This window comes from Cellulophaga baltica (genome assembly GCF_900102165.1).
In the GTDB taxonomy this organism is placed as follows: domain Bacteria; phylum Bacteroidota; class Bacteroidia; order Flavobacteriales; family Flavobacteriaceae; genus Cellulophaga; species Cellulophaga baltica.
In genome coordinates this window covers 17894-31408 of the sequence record NZ_FNBD01000012.1, presented here as the reverse complement: position 1 = coordinate 31408, position 13515 = coordinate 17894, and the positions used below count along the sequence as shown (strand labels likewise).

At 37.1% G+C, this 13515-nt stretch carries 8 protein-coding genes; 6 read left to right on the top strand and 2 right to left on the bottom strand.

Features of this window, described 5'->3' with window-relative positions; translation table 11 throughout:
* Positions 1 to 5: 5 nt before the first annotated feature.
* From BLQ19_RS17160 to BLQ19_RS17150, 3 genes are all read left to right on the top strand, one after another.
* On the top strand, positions 6 to 2411 hold the full coding sequence (locus tag BLQ19_RS17160) for a 3-hydroxyacyl-CoA dehydrogenase/enoyl-CoA hydratase family protein (protein ID WP_074539166.1): 2406 nt from the start codon (positions 6 to 8) through the stop codon (positions 2409 to 2411).
* A 4-nt stretch (positions 2412 to 2415) separates the two neighbouring features.
* A complete protein-coding gene (locus BLQ19_RS17155) occupies positions 2416 to 3606 on the top strand; it encodes an acetyl-CoA C-acyltransferase (protein ID WP_025614406.1) in 1191 nt (396 codons plus the stop codon).
* 120 nt (positions 3607 to 3726) lie between these two features.
* Positions 3727 to 5526 carry an acyl-CoA dehydrogenase FadE gene (locus BLQ19_RS17150; protein WP_025614405.1) on the top strand — a complete coding sequence of 600 codons (1800 nt, stop codon included), beginning with the start codon at positions 3727 to 3729 and terminating at the stop codon, positions 5524 to 5526.
* A 285-nt stretch (positions 5527 to 5811) separates the two neighbouring features.
* Here the strand turns inward: BLQ19_RS17150 and BLQ19_RS17145 are convergent, their stop codons facing one another.
* Positions 5812 to 7617: a glycoside hydrolase family 15 protein gene (locus BLQ19_RS17145; protein ID WP_074539165.1), complete on the bottom strand. Its 1806-nt coding sequence runs from the start codon at positions 7615 to 7617 to the stop codon at positions 5812 to 5814.
* A 104-nt stretch (positions 7618 to 7721) separates the two neighbouring features.
* On the opposite strand from BLQ19_RS17145, the gene BLQ19_RS17140 reads away from it, so the two are divergent.
* From BLQ19_RS17140 to BLQ19_RS17130, 3 genes are read left to right on the top strand one after another with little or no spacing between them, the layout of a single operon-like run.
* Complete coding sequence (locus BLQ19_RS17140) at positions 7722 to 9929, top strand: bifunctional alpha,alpha-trehalose-phosphate synthase (UDP-forming)/trehalose-phosphatase (protein WP_029445717.1); 2208 nt, start codon at positions 7722 to 7724, stop codon at positions 9927 to 9929.
* Positions 9930 to 9970: 41 nt separating this feature from the next.
* Entirely contained in the window at positions 9971 to 11131 is a 1161-nt protein-coding gene (locus BLQ19_RS17135; RefSeq protein WP_074539164.1) for an MFS transporter, read from the top strand.
* 22 nt (positions 11132 to 11153) lie between these two features.
* A complete protein-coding gene (locus tag BLQ19_RS17130; protein ID WP_074539163.1) occupies positions 11154 to 12491 on the top strand; it encodes a M28 family peptidase in 1338 nt (445 codons plus the stop codon).
* A gap of 70 nt (positions 12492 to 12561) precedes the next feature.
* Here BLQ19_RS17130 and BLQ19_RS17125 read toward each other — a convergent pair whose 3' ends face one another.
* Positions 12562 to 13503: a 3-keto-disaccharide hydrolase gene (locus BLQ19_RS17125; RefSeq protein ID WP_074539162.1), complete on the bottom strand. Its 942-nt coding sequence runs from the start codon at positions 13501 to 13503 to the stop codon at positions 12562 to 12564.
* Positions 13504 to 13515 lie beyond the last annotated feature (12 nt).

The window sequence follows — 13515 nt, the reverse complement described above, 5'->3', positions numbered from 1 at the left end:
ATTCGATGAATAAACACATTAAGAAAGTAGCCGTTGTTGGTTCTGGAATTATGGGAAGTGGCATAGCATGTCATTTTGCTAATATCGGAGTTGAAGTATTATTACTAGATATTGTCCCTAGAGAACTAAATGAGAAAGAAAAAGCTAAAGGCTTTACGCTTGAAGATAAAGTGGTTCGCAATAGATTGGTAAATGACTCATTAACCGCAGCATTAAAATCTAAACCGTCACCAATTTATAATCAGAAATTTGCTGATCGTATCACAACAGGAAACCTTGAAGATGATATTGCTAAAGTTTCTAAGGTAGATTGGATTATTGAAGTGGTGGTAGAACGACTTGACATTAAAAAGATAGTCTTTGAAAATTTAGAAAAACATAGAACACCAGGTACTTTGATTACCTCAAACACCTCTGGTATTCCTATAAAATTCATGAGTGAAGGGCGTAGTGAAGATTTCCAGAAACATTTCTGTGGAACGCACTTTTTTAACCCTGCACGATACTTAAAACTTTTTGAAATAATTCCTGGTCCTAAAACTTCACCTGAAGTATTAGACTTTTTAAATGGATATGGGGAACAGTTTTTAGGTAAAACTTCAGTTGTTGCTAAAGATACTCCTGCTTTTATTGGAAACAGAATTGGTATTTTTAGCATTCAGAGTCTTTTCCATATGGTAAAAGAGTTAGGAATGACTGTGGAAGAAGTTGATAAATTAACGGGCCCCGTAATTGGCCGTCCTAAATCTGCTACCTTCAGAACTGTTGATGTGGTAGGTTTAGATACGTTGGTGCATGTGGCAAACGGAATTGCTGAGAATTGCAAAGACGATGAAAAATTAGACCTATTTAAATTACCAGCCTTCATCAATACTATGATGGAAAATAAATGGTTGGGAAGTAAAACAGGGCAAGGTTTTTACAAAAAATCAAAAGATGCTAAAGGAAAAACAGAGATCTTAACGCTAGATTTAGATACCATGGAGTATCGTTCTAGTAAGAGAGCGAGTTTTGCCACTTTAGAATTAACAAAGACTATTGATAAGGTTGCTGACCGATTTAAAGTATTAGTTGCTGGAAAAGATAAAGCTGGTGAATTCTACAGAAAGAGTTTTGCTGCATTATTTGCGTATGTATCGCATAGAATTCCAGAAATTACAGATGAGCTTTATAAGATTGATGATGCAATGAAAGCTGGATTTGGATGGGAACACGGACCTTTCCAAATTTGGGATGCTATAGGCATTGAAAAAGGACTTGATATAATGAAGGCAGAAGGAGAAACTCCTGCTGCTTGGGTCAATGATATGTTAGCCAGTGGAACAAAATCGTTCTACGCTGTTAAAGACGGAGCTACTTATTTCTATGATATCCCGAAGAAATCTATTGAAAAAATTCCAGGTCAAGATTCGTTTATCATTTTAGACAACATTAGAAAATCTAAAGAAGTTTTCAAAAACAGCGGTGTTGTGGTTGAAGATTTAGGAGATGGAATCTTGAATGTAGAATTCCAATCTAAAATGAATACCATTGGTGGTGATGTTTTAGCCGGTTTAAATAAGGCTATTGACCTTGCTGAAAAAGACTTCCAAGGTTTAGTCGTTGGTAATCAAGCGCCAAATTTCTCTGTGGGTGCAAACATCGGAATGATTTTCATGATGGCCGTAGAGCAAGAGTATGACGAGTTGAACATGGCTATTAAAATGTTCCAAGATACGATGATGCGCATGCGTTATTCTGCGATACCCACTGTAGCTGCTCCGCATGGAATGGCACTAGGGGGTGGTTGTGAGCTTTCACTTCATGCAGATAAAGTAGTCGCTGCAGCAGAAACTTATATTGGGTTAGTAGAATTTGGTGTTGGTGTCATCCCTGGCGGGGGTGGTTCTAAAGAGTTTGCGGTTAGAGCACAAGACCAATTTCATAAGAATGATGTAGAGCTTAACGTGCTTCAAGAATACTTCTTAACTATTGGTATGGCTAAGGTTTCTACCTCAGCCTATGAAGCCTTTGATTTAGGCATCTTACAAAAAGGGAAAGATATTGTTGTTGTTAATAAAGACCGACAAATTGCTACAGCTAAAGCGCATGCTAAATTAATGGCAGAGGCTGGATACACGCAACCGGTAAAACGTAAAGACATTAAAGTTTTAGGAAAACAAGCTTTAGGAATGTTCTTAGTAGGTACAGATTCTATGGAAGATAGTAACTACATCAGTGAACACGACAAAAAGATTGCTAACAAATTAGCTTATGTTATGGCTGGTGGAGATTTATCGGAACCTACACTAGTTACAGAGCAATATTTGTTGGATCTAGAGCGTGAAGCATTTTTATCTCTTTGTACAGAACATAAAACATTAGAAAGAATTCAGCACATGTTGAAAACTGGGAAACCTTTAAGAAACTAGAAAAATGAAAACAGCATATATAGTAAAAGCATATAGAACAGCAGTCGGTAAAGCTCCAAAAGGGGTCTTCCGATTCAAAAGAACAGATGAATTAGCCGCAGAGACCATTCAGTATATGATGAAGGAGCTGCCGCAATTAGATAAAAAAAGAATTGACGATGTTATCGTAGGGAATGCAATGCCAGAAGGTTCTCAAGGACTTAACATGGCCCGTTTAATTTCTTTAATGGGATTAGACGTGGTGGATGTTCCTGGAGTAACGGTAAACCGTTTTTGTTCTTCTGGTATTGAAACTATTGGTATTGCAACTGCAAAAATCCAGGCAGGAATGGCAGACTGTATCATCGCAGGTGGTGCAGAAAGCATGAGCTCTGTTCCTATGACTGGAAACAAACCAGAATTAAATTATGACCTCGTTAAATCTGGTCATGAAGATTACTACTGGGGAATGGGAAATACTGCAGAAGCCGTAGCTAAACAATTTAAAGTATCTCGTGAAGATCAAGATGAGTTTGCTTACCATTCTCATATGAAAGCTTTAAAAGCGCAAGCAGAGAATCGTTTTCAAGACCAAATTGTTCCTATTGATGTAGAGCAAATCTACGTGGACGAAAATGGAAAAAAAGCAACTAAAAAATATACGGTCACTAAAGACGAAGGTCCTAGAAAAGGAACAAGTAAAGAAGCTTTAGCTGGTTTAAGAGCTGTTTTTGCTGCTGGTGGTAGTGTTACTGCTGGTAACTCATCTCAAATGAGTGATGGTGCTGCTTTTGTAATGGTAATGAGTGAAGAGATGGTTAAAGAATTAAACCTTGAACCTATAGCTCGTTTGGTAAATTATGCTGCGGCAGGTGTTGAGCCACGTATCATGGGTATCGGTCCTGTAAAAGCAATTCCGAAAGCTTTAAAGCAAGCCGGATTAAAACAAGAAGATATTGAATTGATTGAGTTGAATGAAGCATTTGCTTCACAGTCTTTAGCCGTAATGCGTGAGTTGAAATTAAATCAAGATATCGTAAACGTTAATGGTGGTGCTATTGCCCTAGGTCACCCACTAGGATGTACTGGAGCAAAACTATCGGTGCAACTCTTTGATGAAATGCGCAAGAGAGATATGCAAGGCAAGTATGGTATGGTAACTATGTGTGTAGGTACTGGCCAAGGCGCTGCAGGAATTTTCGAATTCTTAAAATAAAATCCCTTCTCAATCTTTCTACTAAGGCCGGATTGAGAATAAAAAAAATAAAAATCTTAACTTAAAATAACATCGTTTTTCTCTTTTTTTAAAGAAATGGCGATAGGAAAAATTATAACAATGGCAGAAAAAGAAATACTACGTGGAGGTCAGTTCTTAGTAAAAGAAACCAACTGTGAAGACATATTTACGCTTGAAGATTTATCTGAAGAGCAAAAAATGATGCGTGATAGCACCAAAGAATTCGTAGACCGCGAACTTTGGGCGCATTGGGAACGTTTTGAGAAAAAAGATTACGCTTATACAGAAGAGACCATGCGTAAAGCGGGTGAACTTGGATTGTTAAGCGTTGCTGTACCCGAGTCTTATGGAGGAATGGGTATGGGCTTTGTATCTACCATGTTAGTTTGTGATTATATCTCTGGTGCTACAGGTTCTTTTAGTACTGCTTTTGGTGCCCATACGGGTATTGGTACTATGCCAATTACATTATATGGTACGGAAGAGCAAAAACAAAAATACGTTCCTAAATTAGCTTCTGGTGAGTGGTTTGGCGCTTATTGCCTTACAGAGCCAGGTGCAGGATCTGATGCTAACTCTGGTAAAACTAAAGCAGTTTTGTCTGATGATGGTAAACATTATAGTATTTCTGGTCAAAAAATGTGGATTTCAAATGCAGGTTTCTGTAGTGTATTCATTGTTTTTGCAAGAATTGGTGATGATAAGAACATCACAGGATTTATCGTGGAAAATGACCCTAGTAATGGTATTTCTTTAGGTGACGAAGAGAAAAAATTAGGTATTCATTCTTCTTCTACGCGTCAAGTATTCTTTAATGAAACTAAGGTACCTGTAGAGAATATGCTTTCTGATAGAGGAAACGGATTCAAAATTGCCATGAATGCCCTTAACGTAGGTAGAATTAAATTAGCTGCTGCTTGCTTAGATGCACAACGTCGTGTTATTGGCGAGGCTACTAAATATGCCAATGAGCGTATTCAGTTTAAAACTCCTATTATGAATTTTGGTGCTATAAAAGCTAAAATAGCGAATATGGTTACTAATGTTTATGCTGATGAATCTGCTGCTTATAGAGCTGCGAAAAATATTGAAGATAGAATTGCAATGCGTGAAGCTGCAGGAAATTCTCATCAAGAAGCAGAACTAAAAGGTGTTGAAGAATATGCTATAGAATGTTCTATTTTAAAAGTAGCTGTATCTGAAGATTGCCAAAGTACTACGGATGAAGGTATTCAGATTTTTGGAGGTATGGGCTTTAGTGCTGATACACCCATGGAATCTGCCTGGAGAGATTCTCGTATTGCTCGTATATATGAAGGTACCAATGAAATTAACCGTATGTTAGCGGTAGGTATGCTTGTTAAAAAAGCAATGAAAGGTCATGTAGATCTTTTAGGTCCTGCAACTAAAGTTGGTGAAGAATTAATGGGTATCCCTTCTTTTGAAACACCAGATTTTTCTGAGCTTTTTGCTGAGGAAAAAGATTTGGTGGCTAAATTGAAAAAAGTATTTTTAATGGTAGCTGGTTCTGCTGTGCAAAAATACGGTGCTGAATTAGAAAACCATCAACAACTGATGATGTCTGCTTCTGATATATTAATTGAAATATACATGGCAGAGTCTACTATACTAAGAACTGAGAAAAACGTAAAACGATTTGGTGAAGCAGAACAAGCTACACAAATTGCGATGTCTAAATTATACTTATACACTGCTGTAGATACTGTTATCCAAAAAGGAAAAGAAGCTATTGTTTCTTTTGCTGAAGGTGACGAGCAACGTATGATGTTAATGGGCCTTAAGCGTTTTACAAAATATACCAATAACCCTAATGTAGTAGCTTTACGCACGCAAATTGCGGATAAAGTAGCTGCAGACAATGGTTATACCTTTGACTAATTCTGATTATTATTTGTTTTAAACGCAGAAGGAAGAACCGCTCTTAACAGAGCGGTTTTTTTATTTTTAGTATGTTGGGAGAAACCTGAGCTCTGATTTTTTTTACAAAAACATATAGCTTTGTTTATACTGCGGCTAAAACTGCCGCTACTACAAACGATCGATGAGGAGCTTTTAGGTAGCATTCCTAAATGCTATTGTTTTTCTATAAATAAAAAAACTAGTTTTCGCTACTGAAAGTTCAGCATTGAAAACTAGTTTTAAATACAAATAAGTATATTTCTATTACTCTCTCATAGACTCTAAAACATTTTCCTCAGAAGCCTTGTTAGAGAAGTTAATTGCACATTCTATCAATGCCAAGTGGGAGTATGCTTGCGGGAAATTCCCTAATAAGCGTTTTGTTTTAAAATCTACGTCTTCACTAAATAAGCCAAGGTGGTTGCTATAACTTAACAATTGCTCAAAATGATGCAGTGCCTTTTCTTCCTGCCCTATTTTAAATAAGCTATTGATGAACCAGAAGGTACAGATGGTAAATGAAGAAGAAGGCTCACCAAAATCGTCCTCATTCTTATAACGGTATAACAAGCCATCATTACATAAGTCTTTTTCTACGGCCAATACCGTACTCACAAATTTTGGATCTTTGGCTTCAATAAATCCGTAAGACTCCATAAGTAATACAGAAGCATCCATATCTGAAGAACCATACGATTGTGTAAATGCTTGCTTTTCTTCATTCCAAGCATTTTCCATGATGTCCTTCTTAATTTTTTGCTCTAGAGGCCTCCACTTTTCAATTTTATGCTTTTTATCTAAAAGCTCTGCTACTTTTATAGCTCTATCTATAGCCGTCCAACAAAGTACTTTTGAAAAAGTAAAGTGTCGGTCTTCTGAACGAAATTCCCAAATACCCTTATCTGGTTCTTGCCAATGCTTTTCTACAATCCAAACAATTCCTTTGGTAATGCCCCAAAGCTCTTCACCGTTTTGGATTCCAATACTAAACTGGTTGATCAATTCGTAGATCACATCCATCAGGATCCCATAAATATCATTCTGTACTTGCTCGTAAGCTGCATTACCTACTCTAACAGGTTTAGAGCCTTTGTAACCACTTAAATGCTCTAAGGTTTGCTCTGTTAGCTTTTTCTCACGATTAATACCATACATGATCTGTAACTTCTCATCCTTATCAGGAATCAAATCAATAATGAACTGCAAGTAACGTTTCGCTACATTCTTATGTCCAAGATCTGAAACCACTTTGATCACCATAGAAGCATCACGTATCCAACAGAAACGGTAATCCCAATTACGAACTTCTCCAATGGTCTCTGGAAGTGATGTTGTCGCGGCTGCTAAAACAGCCCCTGTCTTATCATAACTTAATAATTTCAAGGTAAGTGCACTACGTTTAATTTCTTTATCAAACTTCTTATAGGTGGGCGTTTTCTGAGACCAATCCATCCAATAAATGCGCGTACGTTCTAAGTTTAAAAACACTTTTTCCGTCGTCGGTAAGAATATTTTCTCGTTATAAGCTAGTAGAAAAAAACCATTTTCTTCTAAGGTAATTTCATCACCATTCAACACCTTCTCTTTATCAAAAGAAGTGTATAAGAATACCGTATCAAACTTAACTTCATGGGTTAAACTCGCTATAAAATCTTTCTTTATAAAAGATTCTGTTTTGCCTTGTGCATATTCTAATTTAGGGTTGTAAACCACTTTAAATTTTGGTTTTCCTGCTACAAGTTTCACGAAACGCGAAACTTCTGGTGGTGCAAAAAACGTATCATCCTCTTTATGAAACCTTGGCATAAAGTCATGAATTTCAAAACAGTTTTCTTCTCCTTCTGTAAATTTGGTAATTAATATTGCCGTTTCAGCATCATAGAACTGTTGTATCTCATACGTATCTTCAACTTCAAAACCAAAGCTCCCTCCAATTTCTTCATCCAATAGCTTTGCAAACACCGAAGACGAATCAAATTCTGGCAAACAACACCAGTCCATTGAACCAATCTTAGAAACTAATGCTGCACTCCTACAATTTCCTATTATTCCGTAGTCTAAATTATCCATATCAATAAATTGCTAACTCAAAAGGTTAATAAAATTGTCATTACCCTTCTTTTTCACGAAATTTAGAGAAATTAATTCTAAAAAACTGTAAAAACAACCGAATAATGGGCAAAACTATCATAATCTCAAACAGACTACCGATACAATTACAAATTCATAATGGAGGCATAACTGCAATACCAAGCGTGGGTGGATTGGCTACTGGAATGAAATCTGTGCACTCTGGTGGAGATAGCCTTTGGATTGGATGGAGTGGTTTAACCGACGAAGAAATCCCTGAAAACTTAGTAGGTGATATTGATGATGCACTGTCAAAACATGGATCATCAAAAGTAAATCTATCCCAACAAGAAGTAGATGGCTTTTATTACGGATTTAGTAATAGAACCGTTTGGCCTCTATTCCATTATTTTTTAGAATATTCAGAATTTGAAATAGAAAGCTGGGAGACCTATAAAAAAGTAAATCAGAAATTTGCCGATGCCATTGTAGCAAAAGCAGATGATGATGATACGATATGGGTACATGATTATCAGTTGATGTTGGTTCCGCAAATGGTGCGTGAAAAATTACCAAACATTTCTATTGGTTTCTTTTTACACATTCCGTTTCCTTCATTTGAAATATTTAGAACCTTACCATGGCGTAAAGAAGTATTAGAAGGATTATTAGGTTCTGACTTAATAGGCTTCCATACCTATGATTATGAACGTCATTTTTTAAGTTCTGTACGTCGTATTCTTGGTTTAGATGTAAGTTTTAATGATATCTACCTAGAAGACCGTATTATAAAAGTAGATTCTTTCCCGATGGGAATTGATTATAAGAAATTTAGTGATGCTGCACTAGAACACCAACAACGTTCAAAAGCAGAGCAATCTGAATTACAGCAACGTTTAAATAACCATAAGGAATCTGCCCCAGATGCCAAATTTATTCTTTCCATAGACCGTTTAGACTATACTAAAGGAATTGCGAAACGTTTAAATGCTTTTGAATATTTCTTAACGAAATACCCACAGTATAAGGAAAAAGTACGTTTAATTATTTTGGCTGTGCCTTCTAGAAGTAATGTACCACAATACCAACTTTTAAAAAGAGAGGTAGATGAGCTTGTAGGTAGAATTAATGGAGAATTCTCTACCGTAAGTTGGACACCTATTTGGTATTTCTACAGGTCTATGCCTTTTGAAAACTTAATAGATTTATATACCTCTAGTGATATTGCTTGGCTTACTCCTATTCGTGATGGTATGAACCTTGTGGCCAAAGAATATGTAGCCACAAGAACAGACAAAACAGGAGTGCTTATTTTGAGTGAAATGGCAGGCGCCGCCAATGAAATGAATGAATCATTATTAATTAACCCTAATAATTTTGAGCAGATTGCAGATACTATTCATCAAGCAATTCAAATGCCTAAAGAAGAGCAGCAAGAACGTAATGATGTTTTACAAAAACGATTAGAGCGGTATAATGTAGAACGATGGGCTAATGATTTCATGAGCTCCTTAACAGATCAAAAAGAAAACAGCCGTAGCTATGTGTCTAGAAAGCTCTCAGCACAATTATTGGATAAAATTACTGATGATTATAAAACTTCAAAAAGAAGGTTACTGTTTATAGATTATGATGGTACTTTAGCAGGCTTCCATAACAATCCGCAAAAAGCGAGTCCAGATGAAGAATTGTATGATTTATTAGATGCTATTTCATCACAAGAAAATACAGACATGTACCTTATCAGTGGTCGGGATAAAGAAACCTTTACCAAATGGTTCTTACCTAAAAAATACAATATGATTGTAGAACATGGAGTATGGATTTCTGAAAACGGAGCAGAATTTAGCATGTTAGAGAATGTAAAGAAAGACTGGATGGAAAAAATACTTCCAGTATTAGAATCGTTCGTAGACAGAACTCCGGGTAGTTTTATTGAAGAAAAAAACTATTCGCTAGCATGGCACTACCGAAAAACAGATCCTGATTTTGGTCAAAAAAGAGCTTCGGAATTAAATACAGTATTAACTAGTCTAATTGCCAATGATGACCTTAGTGTTTTAAACGGGAATAAGGTTATGGAAATAAAAAGCAGCAACGTAAATAAAGGCCGTGCCGCAATGCGTATGTATGGTAAAAACGATTACGATTTTGTTTTTGCTATTGGCGATGATTGGACCGATGAATTTATGTTCCAAGAGCTTCCAAAAACTGCTGTAACGGTAAAAGTGGGACTCCAGAAAACATCTGCAAAGTATTATGTAGACGGTACTAAAGATGTTCGTAAATTATTAAAACGATTTATAGATTAGTTTTTAAGTTTTCAACGACTAAAAAGATCAAATCATGACTCTTGACGCATAAACCGCATATTTTACCCGTACTAATACTAGCACAATTTGCCTGCACATCCTTATGGTTTGCAGGCAATGCTATTGTAGATGACATTGCATTGAAAACAGGATTAGGGCCAGAGATTATTGGATATGTCCTCTCTTCTGTTCAGTTTGGCTTTATTACGGGGACGCTAGTCTTTGCGTTCTTGATGATTGCTGATCGGTTTTCGCCTTCCAAAATATTTTTCATCTGCGCACTATTCGCTGCTGCTTGCAATTTAAGCCTTCTAGTGGCTGAACTCTCCAAATGGCATTTGCTTTTTGCGCGTTTTGGGACGGGCTTTTTTCTTGCTGGCATTTACCCAATCGGGATGAAAATTGCAGCAGATTATTATGAAAACGGACTAGGTAAAGCCTTAGGTTTTTTAGTAGGAGCTCTAGTTCTAGGAACCTCCTTTCCTTACCTCTTACAAGGATTAGAGCTCAATAGCAATTCTGATACCGTCTTAATTATCACTTCAGTGCTTGCTGTAGTTGGAGGAATCGTGGTGGTATTCTTTGTTCCTAACGGCCCATTTAGAAAAAGAAGTACCAATATAAAAATAAAAGCAGGTATCTCTTTATTCAGAATTCCTGCGTTTAGAACAGCCGCCATTGGGTATTTTGGCCATATGTGGGAGCTATATGCATTTTGGGCATTTACGCCACTAGCCTTATTTACGTACACTGCGCTAAACAGCAGTAACTTTTCAATTCCACTGCTCACTTTTGTAATCATTGCTTTAGGCGGACTCTCGTGCGCATTGGGCGGGTACTTGGCTCAGAAAATAGGTAGTTTTAAAATAGCCTACTATGCCCTATTTGGTTCTGCACTGTTTTGTATTCTCTCCCCTTTGCTTTTCAAATTACCTCCTGTATTATTTCTGATAGGATGGAGCCTCTGGGGCATGGCAGTTACTGCAGATTCACCCCAATTTTCTAGTTTGGTCGCTAATGCTGTTCCTCCCGAACTAAAAGGAACAGGACTAACGCTCGTAAATTGTTTTGGTTTCGCCATCAGTATCATCAGCATACAGCTGCTAACTATATTGTCTACCCAAATAAATCCAACTTTAATTTTCTTATTTTTAGGCATAGGACCACTTATCGGCCTATATGTTATGACTCAAAAAAAATAATTCAATGCTAACACTCAAAAAAATGAAAAAGAAACTACTCCTTTGTCTCCTTACTGCCTTTGTATCATTCCCTATTCTAGCACAGACCGATGTTCGAATATATGAGATTATCGCTGCTGTATCTGAAGACCGTATTAAAAACGATGTGAAGACCTTGACCGAATTTGGAACAAGAAATACCTTTAGTGATACCCTTTCTAATACACGCGGAATTGGTGCTGCCAGACGTTGGATAAAGTCTGAATTTGATAACATCTCTAGCTCTTGTGCCGACTGTATGGATGTTTTTTATCAGAAAGATTTTGTCACTAAAGATATGGGAGCACGTGTTCCCAAAGATGCTTGGGTTGTAAATGTAGTTGCCATTCAAAAAGGGACAAAATATCCAAACCGCTATATAATAATGAGTGGTGATATTGATTCTCGTTCTAGTGATACGATGGATTATACCACAGACGCTCCTGGCGCCAATGATAATGCTAGTGGAATGGCTGGGACTATTGAAGCAGCTCGTGTACTTTCTAAATATAAATTTGAGAATAGTATTATCTATGTAGGACTCTCTGGCGAAGAGCAAGGACTCTTTGGTGGGGGCGGATTAGCAAAATACGCTGTAGAAAAGGGTTGGGATGTTATTGGAATCTTGAACAATGATATGATTGGAAATATCACCGGAGTAGATGGTGTGGTGAGCAATCGTGATTTTAGAATTTTCTCAGAGCCTGTTCCTGCTACAGAAACAGATAAACAACGCCAAATGCGTCGTTTTTATGGCGGGGAAGTAGACGGAATTTCAAGACAATTAGCACGATACATTCATGAAAATGTAAAAACGTATATGCCCGAAATGAATCCTATGATGATCTATAGATTAGATCGTTTTGGTCGTGGCGGGCACCACAGGCCATTTAACGATGCTGGCTTTGCAGGAATCCGTATCATGGAAGCCCATGAAAATTACACCCAGCAGCACCAAGATATCAGAACCGAAAACGGAATACAGTATGGGGATGTGTTGGAGCATGTAAACTTTGGTTATGCCAAAAAATTAACGGCCGTAAATGCTATCAACTTAGCGTCCTTAGCATGGGCACCCCCAGCGCCAAAAGAAGTGAAAATAGGCGGTATTGTAGAACCAGCAGCAAAATTTGAATGGAGTAAAGTAGATGGTGCTCTAGGCTATAAAATATATTGGAGAGATACTACTTCTCCAACATGGGACCATAGCCGCTATGTAGGCAATGTAACTGAGTTTCTTTTAGAAGGGATTGTTATTGATAATTTTTTCTTCGGAATTTCTTCTGTAGGGAAAGATGGTTTTGAAAGTCCCGTAGTATTTCCGAATGCTATTCTACGATAAATTGAATCAGAGGAAAAAGCAAAACCCCATGCCAAGGCATGGGGTTTTACTTTTATATACTTTTAAAATACTAGTTAAGCTCCGGGGTAATTACAATACTTCTAAATTCTACAGGACCATGATCTCCTTGAATTAATAAAGGTCCTGCTTCAGCTTCGTTACTATCTAAAGCGCCTCCGGTAATTCCTGGTATAATTTGATCGGTAATAATGGCCTTACCATTAGCCACAATACTTACTCGATTTCCATTTAAGGTAATATCATAAGATTGCCATTCTCCTGCTGGTTTTGCCATCATTTCATTAGGCGTCAAAAATCCGTAAATACCTCCAAATAAAATATTAGAAGGTTCTAAGCCTCTATTATCTTCAATCTGTACCTCATGACGACCTCGCAAGTAAATACCACTATTACTTCCTTCTGGATATTTAAATTCTACATGTAATTTAAAATTTAAAAATTTTTCGTCAGATACCAAATTAGCTCCTGATTTTGGACTAGTTAATATGCCGTTTTTTACAATCCATTGGTTATCGCCCATAGCACTCCACCCTTTTAAATCGGTTTCATTGAAAAGTGCTTTTGGAGCCCCCCAAACAATATTTTCCTTATATGGTGCTACTTTGGCAGGCGTTGCTGTCCATTTGTATTTTTTTCCATCAGTATATACCATCGTTCCAGAAAGTGTTGTTCCTTGCAGTGCTCCTTCAAATTTCAGGTCTTTATCTCCCGGCTCCCATTGGCGTGGAATGGTAAAATTAAATCCATTATTTTTCACTTGTACCTCTGCAATAGGTCTTGCACTCCCAAAGGCATAAACAAAACGCCCAACCAAAGTAGATCTACCCGATTTTGTAATTTCTAACCATGATGGTAATTCTTTACCTTCTTGTTGTATGACCATATCCCATCGGCCTATAAACGGACTTTGATCCTGTGCAATTGCTATACTTGAAACGGATGTAAATAGGAAGAGAAAACCTAATGCCAATGTTGTAGCGTAAAATTTCATTTTTAAGTTTTG